This window comes from Streptomyces meridianus (genome assembly GCF_023703325.1).
Classification (GTDB): Bacteria; Actinomycetota; Actinomycetes; order Streptomycetales; family Streptomycetaceae; genus Streptomyces; species Streptomyces meridianus.
The window spans coordinates 67,939-86,251 of sequence record NZ_JAMQGM010000018.1 but is presented as its reverse complement, the minus strand read 5'-3'; the positions used below and the strand labels follow the sequence as shown (position 1 = coordinate 86,251).

Here is an 18,313-nt window from a genome sequence, read left to right as displayed (position 1 = left end):
CAACCGGGGGCCCGGAGGCGGAGACCACGGCAAGGAGACCCAGTGATGACCCCGTCCGAAGCCCGCTCCGAGACCCCGTCCGGACCGCTGACGCAGGAACAGGTCTCGCAGGAGATCGAGCAGCGGCGCGATGCCTACCGCACAGCCGTCGCGGCCGGCTCGCCCGTGCGCCACCACCCCGCCCGGGACTACCCGCCCTATCGGAGCAGCGGCCTGCGCCACCCCCGGCGGCCACTCGTACCGATCGGAGACCCGGAGGCCGTCGAACTCAGCGGACCGGTCTTCGGCGTCACCGACGTCACCGACCTCGACCACGACCTCACCCGGCAGCACGCCGGCGAGCCGCTCGGCGAGCGCATCACGGTGACCGGCCGGCTGCTCGGCCGCGACGGGCGGCCCGTCCGCGGTCAGCTCCTCGAGCTGTGGCAGGCCAACGCCTCGGGTCGCTACGCCCATCAGCGGGACCAGCATCCGGCGCCGCTCGACCCCCACTTCACCGGTGTCGGCCGCTGCCTGACGGACGATGAGGGCCGCTACCGGTTCGTCACCGTCAAACCCGGGGCGTACCCGTGGCGCAACCACCTCAACGCCTGGCGCCCGGCGCACATCCACTTCTCCGTGTTCGGCGAGGCCTTCACCCAGCGGCTCGTGACCCAGATGTACTTTCCCGGCGACCCGCTCTTCCCCTACGACCCGATCCTGCAGTCCGTCACCGACGACGCCGCCCGGCAACGCCTGGTCGCCGCCTACGACCACCAACTGTCGGTCCCGGAAGAATCGTTGGGATACCGCTGGGACATCGTCCTCGACGGCCCGGCCGCCACCTGGACCGAGGAGGGCCGCTGATGCCCGCACTGCCCACCCCCTCCCAGACCGTCGGCCCCTTCTACGGCTACGCCCTGCCGTTCGCCGGCGGCGGCGACATGGCGCCCGCCGGACACCCCGACGCCCTGACCGTGCACGGATACGTGTACGACGGCGCGGGCGATCCGGTCCCCGACGCCCTGCTGGAGTTCTGGCAGCCCGCCCCCGACGGCTCCCGCGCCGGCGCCCCCGGAACGCTGCGCCGCGACCCGGTCACCGGGGCGGTGCTGGGCCGTGACGGCGTGCGCTTCACCGGTTTCGGCCGGGTCGCCACCGACGCCGACGGCCACTACGCGCTGCGCACCCTGCCGCCCGGCGGCGTCCCGTACCTGTCGGTGTGCCTCTTCGCCCGCGGCCTGCTGCACCACCTCTACTCCCGGGCTTATCTGCACGGCCCCGGGGGACCTCCCGACGACCGGCTGCTCGCCGGACTCGACCCGGTGCGCCGGGCGACACTCCTGGCCACACCGGAGGGCACCGGCATCCACCGCTTCGACATCCGTCTGCAGTACGACGGTGTGCATGAGGAGACCGTCTTCCTTGCCTTCGACTGACCGACCGGGCGAGCCGCACCCCCACCGCGACGGCGCCGACACCGGACTGCTCACCCCGGTCGCGGCCGGCTCCGACGCCGAGGAGTGCACGGGCGACCGCGCCCTCGTCCGCGCCCTGCTCGACGCCGAGACCGCGCTCGCCCGGGCCCAGGCACGCACCGGACTGGCACCCGGCGCCGCCGCCGAGGCCGTCACGGCCGCAGCCTCGGACACCGGACACTTCGACCCCGCCGGACTCGCGGTGCGGGCGCGCGCGGGAGGCAATCCGGTCATCCCGCTCGTCGCCGACCTGACCGCAGCCGTCCGTGAACGTGCACCGGACGCGGCCGAGTTCGTGCACCGCGGCGCCACCAGCCAGGACATCCTCGACACCGCGCTGATGCTGATGGCGTCCCGCACCCTCGTGGCGGTCCTGGCCGACCTGGACCGGGCCGCCGGGGCGCTGCAACGGCTCTCCGAGGAGCATCGCGACAGCCCCATGGCGGGCCGCACTCTCACCCAGCACGCCGTCCCCACCACGTTCGGCCTCAAGGCCGCGGGCTGGCGCTCCCTCGTCCTGGACGCACACGACCGGCTCGCCGCCGTCCGGTCCGCCCTCCCCGCCCAGCTGGGCGGAGCCGCGGGCACACTCGCCGCGTTCCATGCCTTCGCCGAGGCGGACGGAACCGCCCCCGCCGACGCCGGCACGCACGGGGACGCCACCGGTGCCGGGGGAGACCGGGAGGAAACCGACCCCGGAATCCGCCTGATCGCCGCCTTCGCCGCCGAGACCGGGCTGGCCGCCCCCGAACTGCCGTGGCACACCCTCCGCGCTCCCGTGGCGGACCTCGCCGGGGCACTCGCCTTCACCGCCGGCGCGCTGGGGAAGATCGCCGTCGATGTGCTGGTGCTCTCCCGCACCGAGATCGGCGAAGCCGGAGAAGCCGCCGGCGGCGGCTCGTCCGCCATGCCCCACAAGGCGAACCCGGTCCGGGCCGCCCTCGTCGCCGCGGCAGCCCGCCAAGTCCCCGCCCTGGCCTGCATCCTGTACGGCTCCCTCGCCGCCGAGGACGAACGCCCCGCCGGCGCCTGGCACGCCGAATGGCAGCCGCTGCGCACCGCCCTGCGGCTCGTCGCGGGCGCGGCCCGGGACTGCGCCGAACTCGCCGAGGGCCTGCGCGTCGATCCGGCGCGCATGCGCCGCAACCTCGACAAGACCGGCGGTCTGGTGATCACCGAACGCCTCGCCGCCGTCCTCGCCCCCGCCCTGGGACGCGACGAGGCCCGCAGGCTGGTGGCGGACGCCGCCCGCCGGTCCGCCGACGCGCCCGGCGGACCGCAACCGGCCCTGCGGGAAGCCCTGGTGGCCACCGGCCTGTTCTCCGGGGAACGCCTGAGGAACCTCACCGACCCCACGGGGTACACGGGTTCGGCAGGCGCACTGACCGACCGCGCGCTGCGGCGGAACCCCGTGATCTCCGTGGAGCCGGACCGGGCCCGCCCGTCCGGGAAACCCGAGGCAGAGGAGACACCTTGAGCAGGCGAACGCCCCGACTGCATTACCGGGTCGACGGCCCCGACAACGCCCCGCCGCTCGTCCTCGGCCCGTCCCTGGGCACGTCCCTCGCCGTGTGGGAACCCCAAGCCGCCGCCCTTTCACGGCAGTTCCGGGTGATCCGCTGGGACCTGCCCGGTCACGGCCGTACCCCTGCGGACGTCCTGGGCCGGCCGGAGCCGGGCGCTGCCACGGTCGGCACCCTCGCCGGCCTCGTGCTGGAACTCGCCGACGCCCTCGGTGCCGATCGCTTCGCCTACGCCGGCATCTCGCTCGGCGGCGCCGTCGGCAGCCGGCTCGCGCTGGACCACCCCGGGCGGGTGACCTCGCTCGCCCTGGTCTGCTCCTCCGCCCGCTTCGGGGCACCGGCCTCCTGGCACGAACGCGCGGCCCTGGTCCGCTCCCAGGGCACCGAGGCCCTCACGAAGTCCGCCGCCGGACGCTGGTTCACCCCCGGCTTCGCCGCAGACCCGCGGGCCCGGGCCCTGCTGGACGACCTCCGCCGTACGGATCCGCAGGGCTACGCGGCCTGCTGCGACGCCCTGGCCGCCTTCGACGTCCGTGACGAACTGCCGGGGCTCACCGCTCCCCTCCTCGTGGTCGCCGGGCGCGAGGACCCCGCCACCCCTCCGTCACACGCGAGGGAGATCGCGGACGCCGTCCCCGGAGCTGCCCTGACCGAGGTGGCCGGCGCCGCCCACCTCGCGGGCGTCGAACGCCCCGCAGCCGTGCTGGCCGCCCTGCGCACCCATCTGGATCCCGGCGACAGCAGGCGGGAGGCCGAGCAGCCGGTTCCGCCGGCGGGCGACGACGCCCGGCGTGCGGCGGGAACGGCCGTCCGCCGCGAGGTGCTGGGCGACGACCACGTGGACCGGTCCATTGCCCGGAGCACCGCCTTCACCGGTGCCTTCCAGGACTTCATCACGCGCTACGCCTGGGGCGAGATCTGGACCAGGCCCGGCCTGTCCCGCAAGACCCGCAGCTGCATCACCCTGACCGCGCTCGTCGCCCGTGGGCATCACGACGAACTGGCCATGCATGTGCGGGCCGCCCTGCGCAACGGGCTCACCACCGACGAGATCCAGGAAGTCCTCCTGCAGTCGGCCGTCTACTGCGGTGTACCCGCGGCCAACGCCGCTTTCGCCGTGGCCCAGCGGGTGCTGAAAGAGGACGAAGCGAGCGAGGGACGATGACCGTGCACACCACCGTCGGCATCATCGGCGGCGGCCCGGCAGGGCTGCTGCTCGCCCGCATGCTGCACAACGCGGGCATCGACAGCGTCGTGCTGGAGAGCCGCGGCCGTGACTACGTCGAACAGCGCCAGCGCGCCGGCATCCTCGAGCAGGGGACCGTCGACGCGCTGCGCGCCTGTGGGGCCGGGGACCGCCTGGACCGCGAGGGCATCGTCCATGCCGGCATCGAACTGCGCTACGACCGCCGCTCGCACCGCATCGACTTCCCGTCGCTGACCGGCGGCAGATCGGTGACCGTGTACGCCCAGACGGAGGTGGTCAAGGACCTGATAGCACTCCAGCTCCGGGAGGGCGGCCCGCTGCTGTTCGAGGCACCGGTGCACGCCGTCGAAGGGGCCGGCACAGACCGCCCGGTGATCCGCTACACCCACGAGGGCCGGGAACACACCCTCGGCTGCGACTGGGTGGCAGGGTGCGACGGCTTCCACGGAGTCGCCAAGCACGCCGTCCCCGACGGCGTCCGCACGGTCTTCGAGCGGGCCTACCCGTACTCCTGGCTCGGCGTCCTCGCCGACGCGCCGCCCTCCAGCGACGAGCTGATCTACGCGCACTCCGAGCGCGGGTTCGCGCTGTTCAGCATGCGTTCCCCCGCGGTCAGCAGGCTCTACCTCCAGGTGCCCAACGGCACCGACCCCGCCGACTGGCCCGACGAGCGCATCTGGGACGAGCTGGAGGCCCGCTCCGCCGTCGACCGCGACTGGACCCTGCACCGCGGGCCCATCACCGCGAAGTCAGTGCTGCCCATGCGCAGCCACGTCACCGAGCCCATGCGCCACGGCCGGGTCCTGCTCGCCGGGGACGCCGCCCACATCGTGCCGCCCACCGGGGCGAAGGGGCTCAACCTCGCCGCGGCCGACGTCATCGTTCTGGCACAGGCATTCGACCATCTCAAGAGGACGGGGTCCACCGAACTCCTCGACGCCTACTCGGCCACATGCCTGCGCCGTGTCTGGCGCGCCGAGCACTTCTCCGGCTTCATGACGACCACCTTGCACACCGACCCGGGCCAGAGCCCCTTCGACTCGCGGCTGCAGATCTCCCAGCTGGACCGCATCGCCACCTCGCCGCACGCGGCCGCCGAACTGGCCGAGAACTACGCCGGCCTCCCGGTCGTCTGAAGCCCTGGTCCGAGTGCCCGGCGCGAACCGCAGTCGGCCTCCGCTTGCGCCGGCCCTGTACGGGGTACCCCGGGCAGACGTTCGCATCCGGCCGCCAGGAGGCCAGCGCATGGACCAGCCACGGGGAACGCCGGGGACACCGGCGACGAGCAGACCCGGCCTGCTGACCTTCCTCGGCGGCGTCGGCACGGTCACCGGCAGCAAGTTCATGGTCGAGACCGACCATGTGCGGATCATGGTGGACTGCGGGCTCTTCCAGGGACTCGCGGCACTGCGGCGGCGCAACTGGCGCCCGTTGCCCGTGGACGCCTCCGCCGTCCACGCCGTCGTCATCACCCACGCCCATCTCGACCACTGCGGACACCTGCCCCGGCTGGTCCGCCAGGGTTTTCGCGGCCCGGTGTTCTGCAGCGTCCACACGGCCCGGCTCGCCGAGATCGTTCTGCGGGACAGCGCCCGGCTGCAGCAGGAGGAGGCCGACCACGCCAACCGGCGCGGACACACCCGGCACCACCCGGCCGAGCCGCTCTACACCGACACCGACGTCGACCGGGCCATGGCCCTGTTCCGGCCGGTCCCGCTGGGCACCGGGACGGAGATCGCCCCCGGCACCGTGCTGCGGCTGCACCACGCCGGGCACATCCTCGGATCGGCCTGGGTGCACCTCACGCTCGAGGACGGGCACACCCTGGCCGCCAGCGGCGACCTCGGCCGGCCGGTGCACCCCCTGTTCCGGCCGCCCGAGCCGTTCACCGGTGCCGACGCCCTTCTGGTGGAGTCCACGTACGGCCGGCGCCGGCACGACACCGGCGCCGCCCGCAGGGTCTTCGAGGACGCGCTGATCCGTACCCTGCGGCGTGGTGGCGCGGTGGTGATCCCCTCCTTCGCCGTCGACCGCACGGAAGTGGTCCTCCACGAACTGGCGCGGATGCGCCGAAGCGGGGTCCTGCCACCGGACGTCCCCGTCGTCGTCGACAGCCCGATGGCGTTCGCCGCGCTGCGGGTCTACGAGGAGGCCTTCGCCGGGGAGACGGGAGAGATACGGCCCGAACTGGCCGCGGAGCGGGCCTCCGTGCTCGACCCCGCACCCTTCGCGGTGGCGCGCTCGGTGGAGGAGTCCGTCGCGATCAACAGCCTCACCGGCCCCCGCGTCATCATCTCCTCGTCGGGCATGGCCACCGGCGGCCGCGTCCTGCACCATCTGCGGCGGCTGCTCCCCGGCTCCCGCAACACCGTGATCATCGTGGGGTTCGCCGCCGAGGGGACCCGGGCCCGTGACCTCGTGGACGGGGCACGGACGCTCAAGATGTTCGGCGAGTACGTGCCGGTCCGCGCCGAGGTGGTCGACGTGCCCGCCTTCTCCGTCCACGCCGACGCCGACGAGATCCTCAACTGGCTGAAGGGGGCCGAGCCCCCCGGGGCGACGTACGTCGTGCACGGCGAACCGGACGCAGCAGCGGCCCTTCGCGACCGGATCGACCGCGAACTGGGATGGACGACCGTCGTGCCGCGCTCCGGCGAGCGGGTCCTGGTCCGCTGATCCCCGTGAACCCGACCGGACCGTCGAGGGGCCCTTCGGCCCAGTGCGCGCCCGTGCCGGGCACCCCGACCGTGGAAGGGGCCGGGAGAGACCGGGGAAGGAGCGCCATGGCCGGGGAGACGATCCACAAGGGCGGCGCGGCGCGTGTCGCACCGAACCTTGCCGACTACGAAGAGGCGCGATCGCGGTTCAGCTGGCAGCAGGCCCGCCAGGCGCTGGCAGGGCTGCCCGGTGGCCGGGGGCTGAACATCGCCTACGAGGCGGTCGACCGGCACGTGGGCCCAGCCCACCACGGTGACCGGATCGCGTTGCGCTGCATCGCCCGCGACGACACCGTCCGCACGGTCACCTACGCGGAACTGGCGCGCCGCACCGCGCGCTTCGCCAACGTCCTGCGCTCCCTCGGGGTCGGCCGCGGCGACCGGGTGTTCACTCTGCTCGGCCGCTGCCCGGAGCTCTACACGGCCGTGCTCGGCACCCTCAAGAACACCAGCGTGCTCTGCCCGCTGTTCTCCGCCTTCGGCACCGATCCGGTCGAGCAGCGGCTGCGCCTCGGGGATGCCCGCGTCCTGGTGACCACAGCGGTGCTGTACCGGCGCAAGGTGATGGGCCGCCGCAGCTCACTGCCCAGCCTGGAGCACGTCCTCATCGTCGGCCCGGGAGCCGACGAACTGCCCGGCACGTTCTCCTACGACACCATGCTCGCCGCCGCCTCCGACCGGTTCCACATACCGCCGACCATGCCCGAGGACATGGCCCTGCTGCACTTCACCAGCGGGACCACAGGAGCGCCCAAGGGAGCCGTCCACGTCCACGACGCCGTGGTCGCGCACCGGTCCACCGCGGCCTACGCGCTGGACCTGCACCCCGACGACGTCTACTGGTGCACCGCCGACCCCGGATGGGTCACCGGGATGTCGTACGGCGTCATCGCCCCGCTGGTCCTCGGCGCGACCCTCGTCTCCGACGAGGGCGAATTCGACACTCACCGCTGGTACCGGATCCTCAGCGAGCAGCGGGTGAACGTCTGGTACACCGCCCCCACCGCGCTGCGGATGCTGATGCGCTCCTCCCCGCGAGGCGCAGGGCATCGGCTGCCCGACACCTACGATCTGTCCGCCCTGCGCTTCGTCGCATCGGTCGGCGAACCGCTCAACCCCGAGGCCGTGCTCTGGGGGCGGGACGTGCTGGGCCTGCCGATCCACGACAACTGGTGGCAGACGGAGACGGGTTGCATCATGATCGCGAACTTCGCCGCCTGCGACATCCGCCCCGGTTCGATGGGCCGTCCGCTGCCGGGCGTCGAGGCGGCGGTCCTCGAGCGCGGCGAGAACGGCCGGGCGCGGATCACCGGCGGGAGGGTGACCCGGGTCCGACGCCCCGGCGCGGAGGGCGAACTGGCCCTGCGGCCGGGATGGCCGTCGATGTTCCGCGGCTACCTCAACGACGAGGCCCGCTACCGGGCGGCGTTCGCGGGCGGCTGGTACCTCACCGGTGATCTGGTCCGGCAGGACGAGGACGGCTGGTTCTGGTTCGTGGGCCGCGCCGATGACGTCATCAAGTCGGCAGGCCACCTGATCGGCCCCTTCGAGGTGGAGAGCGCGCTCATGGAGCACTGGGCGGTCGCCGAGGCAGGGGTCATCGGGCGTCCCGACCCCATCGCCGGCGACGTGGTCAAGGCGTTCGTGTCCCTGCGCCCCGGCATCGAACCGACCGGGTCACTGCAGCGCGAACTGCTGGCTTTCGCCCGCCGCAGACTGGGCCCCGCCGTCGCCCCCCGGGAGATCGTCTTCGACCAGCACCTGCCCAAGACCCGCAGCGGCAAGGTGATGCGCCGGCTGCTGCGCGCACGCGAACTCGGGCTTCCCACCGGCGACCTGTCCACTCTGGAGGAGACCGCATGAGCGCGGAGCGCGCGACCCGCCCCGGCAGGACCGCCGCCGCGAAGGCGGGCGGCCACCACCAGGACCTCCTGACCGCCATGCTGCGCATCCGCCGCTTCGAGGAGCGCTGCGTGGAGCTGTACAGCGGCGCGAGGATCCGCGGGTTCGTCCATCTCTGCATCGGTGAGGAGGCCGTCGCCGTCGGAGTCCACCGAGCGCTCACCCCGCAGGACGCGATCGTCTCGACCTACCGTGACCACGGCCACGCGCTGGCGCGCGGTGTCCCGGAGGCGGACGTCATGGCGGAGATGTACGGCAGGGCCACGGGATGCAGCGGCGGCCGGGGCGGTTCGATGCACCTGTTCGACGCCGAGCGCCGCTTCTACGGAGGCAACGCCATCGTCGCCGGCGGACTGCCGCTCGCCGCCGGTCTGGCCCTCGCCGACCGGCTGTGCGACCGCTCCAGGGTCACCTGCTGCTTCTTCGGGGACGGGGCATTCGCCGAGGGCGAGTTCCACGAGACGGCCAACCTCGCCGCGCTGTGGGACCTGCCGCTGCTGCTGGTCTGCGAGAACAACCTGTACGCCATGGGCACCGCCCTTCCACGCCACCAGGCACAGACCGACCTTGCCGCCCGCGCCGCGTCGTACGGAATGGTGGCCTGGGCGGTCGACGGCATGGACGTCGAGGCCGTGGAGCGGGCCGCCCGCCGGGCGGTGGAGGGCATCCGGGCGGGCACCGGCCCGCACTTCCTGGAGGCGCGCACCTACCGGTTCCGGGCCCACTCCATGTACGACCCCGACCGCTACCGGGACAAGGCCGAGATCGAGGAGTGGAAGAAGCGGGACCCGATCGCCCGGCTCACCGACCTGATGAACGAGAACGGCGAGCTGACGAAGAAGCGGCTCGCGAGGATCGAACGAGAGGTCGCCGAGGAGATCGACGCGGCCGTCCGGGAAGCCGAACAGGCCCCCGAGGAGCCGGTCGCGGACTTGCTGCGCCATGTCACCAGCCCGCCGGTGGACGCGGCATGAGTGGCGAGGCGGAGCGGGCGATGCGGACGACGACGTACCGGGAGGCCCTGCGCGAAGCCATGAGTGAAGCGATGCGGGCCGACGACCGTGTGTTCCTGATGGGGGAGGACGTCGGCCGGTACGGCGGTTGCTTCGGCGTCAGCCTCGGGATGCTGGAGGAGTTCGGCCCGGAACGCATTCGCGACACGCCGCTGTCGGAGTCGGCGTTCGTCGGTGCCGGCATCGGTGCGGCGCTGGGCGGGATGCGGCCGATCGTCGAGATCATGACCGTGAACTTCAGCCTGCTGGCCCTCGACCAGATCCTCAACAACGCCGCGACACTGCTGCACATGTCGGGCGGGCAACTGCCCGTCCCGCTGGTGATCCGGATGACGACCGGCGCCGGTCGGCAACTGGCGGCGCAGCACTCGCACAGCCTGGAGGGCTGGTACGCCCACATCCCCGGGATCCGGGTCCTCGCTCCCGCCACCGTCGAGGACGCCCGCTACCTGCTGGCTCCGGCACTCGCGGATCCCGATCCCGTGCTGGTGTTCGAACACGGCAGCCTCTACAACGCCTCCGGTGAACTTGCCCCGCTCACCGAGCCCGTCGACCTGGACCGTGCGCGAGTCCGCCGCCCGGGCACGGACGTCAGCCTGATCACCTACGGCGGCTGCCTGCCGAAGGTTCTCGCGGCGGCGGACGAACTCGCAGCGGACGGACTCGACCCCGAGGTCGTGGACCTGCGCTCGCTGCGCCCGCTCGACGAGGCGACGATCGACGCCTCGGTGGCCCGTACCCACCGTGTCGTGGTGGTCGACGAGGGCTGGCGCACCGGCAGCCTCGCCGCCGAGGTCTGCGCCGGGATCGCCGAACGCTGCTTCTACGACCTGGACGCACCCGTCGAACGGGTCTGCAGCGCGGAGGTGCCCATCCCCTATGCCCGGCAGCTGGAGGAGGCCGCTCTGCCGCAGGTCCGGGATGTCGCCGCAGCGGCACGCAGGACGGTGGGATGACCATGGCCGAGTTCACGATGCCGTCCCTGGGCGCGGACATGGACGAGGGCGTCCTGCAGGAGTGGCTGGTGCGGCCCGGTGACCGGGTCCGCAAGGGGGAACCGATCGCCGTGGTCGAGACCGCGAAGTCCGCGATCGAGGTCGAGTGCTTCGAGACGGGGACGGTGGATCGCCTGCTCGTCGATCCGGGCACGACGGTGCCGGTGGGCGCACCGCTCGCGATGATCTCGGCCGCGGAGAAGGCGGCCCCGAAGCGGGCGCCGGGGACCGCCGGGAAGGCCGGGAAAGGGACCGCCGGGGAGGCCGGGAGGCACCGGCCTGAAGAGGCCGCGCAGAAGCCTCCGGAACCGGCCCCCGGAAGGCAGGTGCCCGGCGGCGCGGTCCCGGCACCCGAGGACGGGACCCCCGGCAGCGCCGGACCGCTGGTCCGGCACCTCGCCGAGCGAAGCGGGGTCGACGTGGACACCCTGCACGGAACCGGACCGGGCGGCCGGGTCACCCGAGCGGATGTGGAACGGGCCGCGGCTCCGCCCCCGTCGCGACAGCGGATCACCCCGTTCGCCCGGAGACTGGCCGGCGAGCTCGGGGTCGACCCGGCGTCGGTGAAGGGGACCGGCAAGGACGGCGGCGTACGTGCCGCCGATGTACGCCTCGCCGCGGGCCGCCCGGCCCGGGAGGCCGTACCACGGGGGCCCGTAGCACCGGCGGCAGGCGCCGCAGGACCGACCACGATGCGCAGGGCCATCGCGGACCTGATGACCAGGGCCAACCGCGAGATCCCCCACTACTACCTGTCCACCACGGTCGACCTCGCGGCCTCCATGGCATGGCTGCGGGAGTACAACCGGCTCGCCCCCGTGAGCGAACGGCTCCTGCCGGCGGCCATGTTGCTGAAGGCCGCCGCCCGCGCGGCCCGGGAGGTCCCCGAACTCAACGGTTTCTGGAACGAGGGGCACTTCACCCCGGGAGACGGGGTGCACCTCGGCGTAGCCGTCTCCCTGCGCGGCGGCGGGCTGGTGGCCCCCGCCATCCACGACGCGGACACCGTCCCGCTCCCGGAGCTGATGGCCGGACTCAAGGACCTGGTCCACCGGGCCCGTTCGGGCAGGCTCCGCGGATCCGAGGTCGCCGACCCGACCCTCACGGTGACCGATCTGGGCGATCAGGGGGTGGAGAGCGTTCTCGGAGTGATCTATCCGCCCCAGGTCTCCCTCGTCGGCTTCGGACGGGTGGTCGAGCGTCCCTGTGCCGTCGACGGTCTGCTCGGCGTACGCCCGGTGGTGACCGCCACGCTGTCGGCCGACCACCGGGCGACGGACGGCGCCGTCGGGGCACGGTTTCTCCGAGTTCTCGACCGTCGGCTGCAGCAACCGGAGGAACTGTGACACCTGCCGAGGCACGGAACATGGTGCAGGAGACGCTGTCCGGGATCGTGCCGGAGGCGGACGTCGGGTCGCTGGGCCCCGACGACCGGTTCCGCGAGGTCCTCGAGATCGACTCGCTCGACTTCCTGAGCTTTCTCGAGACACTCGGCGACCGGGCCGGGATCCGCATCGACGACGAGGACACCCCGCACCTGACGACCGTGTCGGGCTGCGCGGATTTCCTCGTCGCCCGGACGACGTGACAGGGCTGACGGCGGACGCCGCGTCACGGCCGAGGGGAGCACCGGGGGCCGTCCGCTTCTCGCGGGCCCTGATTGCGCGGTGCGCGGCATCGGGTGCCGCTTCTCCGCGCCCCTTCGCGTCGCCCTCGGTGCTCACTCTCCATCACAACACACCCCGGCGGCAGGTGCGCAGCGTGCGCGGGCCCGGGGCTCACCCCGGCTCCATGTACGAGCGGCGGAAGACCGTCGACGGCTCGGGACTGTGCGGTCGCACCGCCGCCAGCGCCTGCCGCACCGCCGCCTCCAGATCACCACCGGTGTCGACGGCCACCGCGTCCGGCCACGGGTCCTCCGCCTCCGCCATGGCCCGGGCCACCGGAGCGCCGGCGTCCGACGGCCCCGGGCCTCTGGTCGCCAGGCGCTGGGCAGCGGTGTCCGCGGGAGCCTCGCAGCGCAGCGCGACCAGAGCCGAACCGGTGCTCCGCGCGACGTCGCCCGCCGCGTCGCGGTTCGACGCGTCGGACCACGTGGCATCGGCCACCACGGTCTCCCCGGCCGCCAGCAGGGCCCGGGCCCGCTCCAGCAGCGCCGCATAGGTGCGGTCGGTCCACTCCGGGCGGTACAGCCCCTGTCCGTAGCCGGCCGGCGCGGGTTGTTCCGGAGGAATCCCGGCCAGCTCCTTGCGGACGCGGTCGCTGCTCAACAGGGTGACGCCCAGCCGGTCCGCCAGGGCTCCGGCCAAGGTCGACTTGCCGCTGCCCGGCAGACCGCCGACCAGCACCAGTGCCACTTCCGAGGTGCGCAGATGCCGCAGCGCCGCCGTCAGCAGCCTGCGTGCCTCTGTCACGGCCGCCGCGTCGCCCTGACCGGCCCGGACGAGCGCGACCTTGCACCGGACGAAGGCCCGGTAGGCGACGTAGTGGTGCCGCAGCGACGGGGGAGCCGGGTCACCCGAGTACTCGCTGTACCGGGCGAGGAAGGACGCCGCCTCCTCGGCCGCTCCCAACTGCTCGAGGTCCATGGCGAGGCAGGCCGCGTCGTCCAGCCCGTCGAGGAAGCGCAGGGTGTCGTCGAACTCCAGACAGTCCAGTACCCGCGGGCCGTCGTCGAGGCAGAAGATGTCCTCGGCCAGCAGGTCGCCGTGCCCGTCGACGATCCGGCCGCGGCGGATCCGCTCGTCGAACAGCGGTCCCCGGCCGGCGAGATAACGCCGCACCAGCTCCCGGGCCTCCGGAACGCCGCCGGTCGCGAGGTCACCGCCCGGGCCGCCGTCGGCGGTGAGTGCACACACCTGCGCGAAGTTCTCCTCCCAGCGGGCCGAGAGGGCCGCCCGGCTGCCCTGCGCATCGACCTCCGGCCCCCGGTGAGCCTGGGCGTGGTGGATCGCCAGCAGCCGGGCGACGTCACGCAGGGAGGGCCCCACCTCCGCCCCGCCGCGCACCAGATCCGAGAGCCTGCGGTCCTCGGGCATCCGGCGCATGACCACCACGGGTTCGGGGTGCTCTCCGCCGGGGAAGCGGAACTCGCCGAGACCCAGATAGACGTCGGGTGCGAAACGGCGGTTGAGGACGAGTTCGCGCTCGCAGGCCTCCCGGCGCGCGGCCGCCGTCGAGAAGTCGAGGAACCCCGGGGACACCGCCTTCTTGATCTTGTAGGCGTGCTCGCCGAGGAAGACGACGACCGCGACATGCGTCTCCCGGATCCCGGCGTGTGCCGGCGGCCGCCCCGCTTCCTCGTCGTCCCCGAACACCGGCATCTGCCCCTCCCTCCTGTCGCGTCCCCCGTGACCGGCCCGCCGGCGTCAGTCGTGCGGGACGACGGCGACCGGACAGGGCGCGTGGTGCACGGCGGCCTGGAGGACCGGACCGAGGTGCGGGCGGATCGTGCGATGGGGATGGCGTCGCCGGCCGATCACCAGCAGCGACGAGTCCCCGGCCGCCTGCACCACGGCCCGGGCCGCACCGCCCTGTGCGCGCACGCTCTCCTCGACCGGCACGGACGGGTACTTCTCCCGCCACGGCCGCAGCGCATCCCGCATCTCGTGCAGCTTCTCGTTCGTCATTTCCTGCTCCGCATCCGCGGAACGTCCCCACGGGGCGTGGATGTGGGGGTGCCGGTGCAGGCCGTGCACGACCCGGAGCCCTGCACCGCGCCGGGCGGCGGTGTCGAAGGCGAAGTCGATGAGCTCGTCACAGGAGCCGTGCAGGTTCATGGCCAGGGCCACCTTCCCGGCTGCCGGCGACGGCTCGCCGGTCCGAACCAGGACCACCGGGCGTTCGGCCCGTGTCATCACGTGCAGGCCGGTGTCGCCGAGGAAGTAGCTCGTCAGGGCCTCCAGTCCCCGGGAGCCGAGCACCAGCATCTCCGACTGTTCCGCCGCGGCGACCAGCGCCTCCCCGGGATCGTCGGCGACCAGGTCCTTCACCACGGGAAGACCGGGGAACTGCTCGTGGACCACCTGCTCCGCGTCGTCGACGATGCGCCGCGACCAGTAGTTCTGGTCGCTGTCCGCGGTGCCTTCCGGGCCCGGGGGAGCCAGCAGGATCCAGGCGTGCATCAACCGCAGCGGGCGGGTACGCAGTTGCGCCTCGCCCGCTGCCCACCGGGCGGCGGCCAGGCTTTCGGAGGAACCGTCCAGACCGGCCGTGATGACGGGCTCCATGGCTTTCGCCTCCGTTCCGGGCAGGGTACGGGCCTCGTGTCCCGCATCCTCAAGCCTGCGGGCGGGTCAGGAGCCGGGACAGGGGCCATTGGTCCCGTGGGCGGGCCGGGCGGGACCAATGGGACCGGCTCGCTGCCCCAACCGCCCATGGGCGCGCCGTCCGCCGCGTGCGACCGTCCACTCATGACCCGGACGACGCGGACGGAGACCGGCCGCGCTCTGTGGCGCGCCGGCGCGGAGCGGCTGCTCCTGGTGATCACCGTGGCCGCCCTCGCAGCAGGAGCCGGCCTCCGGCTGGCCGGGGCCCCGGGGGCGGCCGACCTCAGCTGGGCGGCCGGAACCGTGGCCGCGATCGTCCCCACCGCCTTCTGGATTCTGTACGCCCTGCTGCACGGCCGGGCCGGTGTCGATCTCGTGGCACTGCTGTCCCTGGTGGGGACACTCGTCGTGGGCGAGTTCGCGGCCGGCGCGCTGGTCGCGGTCATGGTGGCGACCGGCAGGACACTGGAGGCCGCGGCCTCCCGCCGGGCCTCCAGGGACCTGAGAGCGCTCGTCGAACGCGTGCCCCGCACCGCGCACCTGCGCGACGCATCCGGTGTCCGCACGGTGCCCCTCGACGACGTCGCTGCGGGAAACCGGCTGGTGGTCGGTCCGGGGGAGGTCGTGCCGGTGGACGGAACCGTGGCCGGCGCAACGGCCGTCCTGGACGAGTCCGCGCTCACCGGGGAGTCGCTGCTCGTCGAGCGCGCCCCGGGCACCGGCGTGCGCAGCGGAGCGGTGAACGGCGGCCCTGCCTTCGAACTCCGGGCGGAGGCCACCGCCCGGGAGAGCACCTACGCGGAAATCGTCCGGCTGGCCCGTCAGGCGGGCGCGGAGTCCGCTCCCGTGGTCCGTCTCGCCGACCGGTACGCGGCCTGGTTCGTTCCCGTGTCGCTCGCGGTGGCCCTGGTGGCATTCCTGCTCAGTGGTTCGCCGGTACGGGCCGTGGCCGTCCTGGTCGTGGCGACCCCCTGTCCGCTGCTGCTGGCCGCCCCGGCCGCGATCGTCTCCGGACTGTCGCAGGCTGCCCGCCAGGGCGTGGTGGTGCGCGACGGCGGAGCCCTGGAGAACCTGGGACGGGTGCGCACCATGGTTCTCGACAAGACCGGGACGCTCACCGGCGGCAGCCCCCGGGTCGTCGACATCGCGGCCGCTCCGGACGTCCGACCCGATGACGTGCTGCGGCTTGCGGCCGCCCTGGACCAGATGTCGCCGCACGTCCTGGCCCGGGCGATGGTCCGGGAGGCGCGTGCCCGCGGACTGCGGCTCCCGGTCCCCGGCGAGGTGACCGAGGAACCCGGAGCGGGCGTCCGTGCGGTGCTCGACGGCCGGCGCCTCACCGTGGGGCGGCGTCCGGCGGGCTCCGGCCTGCCGCCCTGGGCGCGCGCCGTGGAGAACCGCGCGGTGCTCGACGGCTCGGCGACGGCGTGGCTGACTTCCGACGGCGAACTCCTGGGTGCCGTCCTGCTCCAGGACCCGCTGCGCCCCGACGCACCGCGCACCCTGCGCCGGCTGCGCTCCGCCGGCCTGCGGCGTCTGATCATGCTGACCGGTGACCGCGCCGAACCGGCCCGGGAGATCGCGGCCGTCCTCGGGCTCGACGCGGTCCGGGCCGAACAGACGCCCGCCGACAAGGTCGCGGCGGTCCGGGCCGAGCGGGAGCGGGCTGTGACCGTGATGGTCGGTGACGGGGTCAACGACGCGCCCGCCCTGGCCACCGCGGACATCGGCGTCGCCATGGGCGGCCACGGGTCCACCGCGTCCTCCGAGGCCGCCGACGTGGTGTTGACCACGGACCGGGTGGAACGCGTTGCGGACGCCATCGACATCGCAGCGCGCTCGCGCCGGATCGCCGTGCAGAGCGCGCTCGGCGGCATGGTCATGTCGCTGGCGGCGATGGCCGCGGCCGCCGCCGGCCTGCTGCCGCCCGCACCCGGGGCCCTGCTGCAGGAGGCGATCGACGTGGCGGTCATCCTCAACGCCCTGCGGGCACTGCGTGTCCGGCGCCCGCCCTCCGCCCGGCTCGACCCGGACACTCGCGACCTCATCACCCGGCTCGCGGCGGAGCACGACGATCTGCGCACCGTCCTCGACACGGTCCGGGACGCGGCGGACAAGCTCTCCGCCGGAGCCGAGGCGCTGCCTGCCGTCCGCCGGGCGTACACCCTGCTCACCGAGCGACTCCTGCCGCACGAGCGGGCCGAGGAGGACCAGCTCTATCCGGCGCTGGCGACCCCGCTCGGCGGGCCGGAGGCCATCGCCCCGATGAGCCGGGCCCACACCGAGATCGAACGGCTCACCCGGCGCATCGGCAACCACCTCGAACTCGTCGGCGAGCAGGGCAGGTTGCTGCCGGAGCAGATCGACGACCTGCGGTCCTGCCTCTACGGACTGTCCGCCGTGCTGCGCCTGCACTTCGCCCAGGAGGAGGAGAGCTACTTCTCCCTCGCCTGAGTCCGGGAACCGGTCCTGCATGGGCCGGTGGGCGTACGACCGGGCCCGTTCGTCCCCTGGCACGGCCCGGCGTGCGGGCGTGGGGTTGAAGGACGCGTGACGGCAATGCAGCGTCGGAAGGAGGCGGCACGATGGTGGTCCTGGTCGGATACGCCAGTGCCCACGGATCCACCCGTGGCATTGCCACACGCATCGCGACCCGGCTCAGGGAACAGGGTTTCGAGGTCGATGCCCGGCCGGTCGACGAGGCCGGGCCGGCCGGTTCCTACGAGGCCATGGTGATCGGGAGCGCTGTCCACAACGGGGACTGGCTGGACGAAGCCGCCGCGTTCCTCGAGGACAACGCCCGCGTCCTGGCGGACCGTCCGGTCTGGCTGTTCAGCGTCGGCCTGGCCCGGGCGCTCGGCGGCCGGTTCGAGGCGAAGGCGAAACCACCCCGGCGGGTGGCCGCCTTCCGCCGGACCGCGACGGCGAGTGAGCACCACCTCTTCGCCGGCCGGGTCGAGCGCGACCACCTGCCGCTGCCGGGCCGGCTGTTGTGGGAGGTGTTCGGCGGCCGCTACGGGGATTTCCGGGACTGGGACGAGATCGATGCCTGGGCCGCCGGAATCGGGCGTGCCCTCGGGCGTTCCGACGGGGGGAGCGCCGGTCCGGGATGACGACCCGGTCGGGATCCCCGGAGGGACCTTCGGCCCCGTGCCCGCCCGACGAGGCGCGTCCCACAGTGGAAGGGAACACCCCGCGATCGGTCGGCGGTACAGGGAGTGAGGTGGACGG

The 18,313-nt window shown here is 73.6% G+C and carries 15 protein-coding genes; 13 read left to right on the top strand and 2 right to left on the bottom strand.

Translation table 11 applies throughout. The features are described from left to right. The first annotated feature begins 45 nt into the window (after nt 1-45). The 11 genes from pcaH (at nt 46) to M1E25_RS08675 (ending at nt 12,402) form a co-directional block, all read left to right on the top strand. Nucleotides 46-846 carry a protocatechuate 3,4-dioxygenase subunit beta gene (gene pcaH / locus M1E25_RS08725; protein ID WP_251412246.1) on the top strand — a complete coding sequence of 267 codons (801 nt, stop codon included), beginning with the start codon at nt 46-48 and terminating at the stop codon, nt 844-846. Next, nucleotides 846-1,418: a dioxygenase family protein gene (locus M1E25_RS08720; protein WP_251412244.1), complete on the top strand. Its 573-nt coding sequence runs from the start codon at nt 846-848 to the stop codon at nt 1,416-1,418. Before pcaH ends, M1E25_RS08720 begins: the two co-directional genes overlap by 1 nt. Then, a complete protein-coding gene (gene pcaB / locus M1E25_RS08715; protein ID WP_372500543.1) occupies nt 1,387-2,934 on the top strand; it encodes a 3-carboxy-cis,cis-muconate cycloisomerase in 1,548 nt (515 codons plus the stop codon). Before M1E25_RS08720 ends, pcaB begins: the two co-directional genes overlap by 32 nt. Further along, nucleotides 2,931-4,145 (top strand): bifunctional 3-oxoadipate enol-lactonase/4-carboxymuconolactone decarboxylase PcaDC, encoded by a 1,215-nt coding sequence (gene pcaDC, locus M1E25_RS08710; protein WP_251412240.1) that lies wholly within the window; start codon nt 2,931-2,933, stop codon nt 4,143-4,145. The genes pcaB and pcaDC overlap by 4 nt, the downstream gene beginning before the upstream one ends. Further along, nucleotides 4,142-5,323: a 4-hydroxybenzoate 3-monooxygenase gene (locus M1E25_RS08705; protein WP_251412238.1), complete on the top strand. Its 1,182-nt coding sequence runs from the start codon at nt 4,142-4,144 to the stop codon at nt 5,321-5,323. Before pcaDC ends, M1E25_RS08705 begins: the two co-directional genes overlap by 4 nt. A gap of 109 nt (nt 5,324-5,432) precedes the next feature. Beyond that, nucleotides 5,433-6,863, top strand: coding sequence for an MBL fold metallo-hydrolase RNA specificity domain-containing protein (locus tag M1E25_RS08700; RefSeq protein ID WP_251412236.1), 1,431 nt, complete (start codon nt 5,433-5,435; stop codon nt 6,861-6,863). A gap of 107 nt (nt 6,864-6,970) precedes the next feature. Beyond that, on the top strand, nt 6,971-8,767 hold the full coding sequence (acsA, locus tag M1E25_RS08695; protein ID WP_251412234.1) for an acetate--CoA ligase: 1,797 nt from the start codon (nt 6,971-6,973) through the stop codon (nt 8,765-8,767). Beyond that, nucleotides 8,764-9,780, top strand: a complete 1,017-nt coding sequence (gene pdhA, locus M1E25_RS08690; RefSeq protein WP_251412231.1) for a pyruvate dehydrogenase (acetyl-transferring) E1 component subunit alpha — start codon at nt 8,764-8,766, stop codon at nt 9,778-9,780. The genes acsA and pdhA overlap by 4 nt, the downstream gene beginning before the upstream one ends. Continuing rightward, a complete protein-coding gene (locus M1E25_RS08685) occupies nt 9,777-10,775 on the top strand; it encodes an alpha-ketoacid dehydrogenase subunit beta (protein WP_251412222.1) in 999 nt (332 codons plus the stop codon). The genes pdhA and M1E25_RS08685 overlap by 4 nt, the downstream gene beginning before the upstream one ends. A 2-nt stretch (nt 10,776-10,777) precedes the next feature. After that, nucleotides 10,778-12,160, top strand: a complete 1,383-nt coding sequence (locus M1E25_RS08680) for a dihydrolipoamide acetyltransferase family protein (protein WP_251412221.1) — start codon at nt 10,778-10,780, stop codon at nt 12,158-12,160. 20 nt (nt 12,161-12,180) lie between these two features. Then, nucleotides 12,181-12,402 carry an acyl carrier protein gene (locus tag M1E25_RS08675; RefSeq protein ID WP_251412218.1) on the top strand — a complete coding sequence of 74 codons (222 nt, stop codon included), beginning with the start codon at nt 12,181-12,183 and terminating at the stop codon, nt 12,400-12,402. 190 nt (nt 12,403-12,592) lie between these two features. Here the strand turns inward: M1E25_RS08675 and M1E25_RS08670 are convergent, their stop codons facing one another. Both M1E25_RS08670 and M1E25_RS08665 read right to left on the bottom strand, forming a co-directional pair. Next, nucleotides 12,593-14,137 (bottom strand): bifunctional aminoglycoside phosphotransferase/ATP-binding protein, encoded by a 1,545-nt coding sequence (locus M1E25_RS08670; protein ID WP_251412216.1) that lies wholly within the window; start codon nt 14,135-14,137, stop codon nt 12,593-12,595. A gap of 45 nt (nt 14,138-14,182) precedes the next feature. Continuing rightward, nucleotides 14,183-15,043, bottom strand: a complete 861-nt coding sequence (locus M1E25_RS08665) for a universal stress protein (RefSeq protein WP_251412214.1) — start codon at nt 15,041-15,043, stop codon at nt 14,183-14,185. Nucleotides 15,044-15,226: 183 nt separating this feature from the next. On the opposite strand from M1E25_RS08665, the gene M1E25_RS08660 reads away from it, so the two are divergent. Together M1E25_RS08660 and M1E25_RS08655 are read left to right on the top strand one after the other, a co-directional pair. Further along, entirely contained in the window at nt 15,227-17,536 is a 2,310-nt protein-coding gene (locus tag M1E25_RS08660; RefSeq protein ID WP_251412212.1) for a heavy metal translocating P-type ATPase, read from the top strand. Nucleotides 17,537-17,667: 131 nt separating this feature from the next. Then, entirely contained in the window at nt 17,668-18,195 is a 528-nt protein-coding gene (locus tag M1E25_RS08655; RefSeq protein WP_251412210.1) for a flavodoxin domain-containing protein, read from the top strand. Nucleotides 18,196-18,313 lie beyond the last annotated feature (118 nt).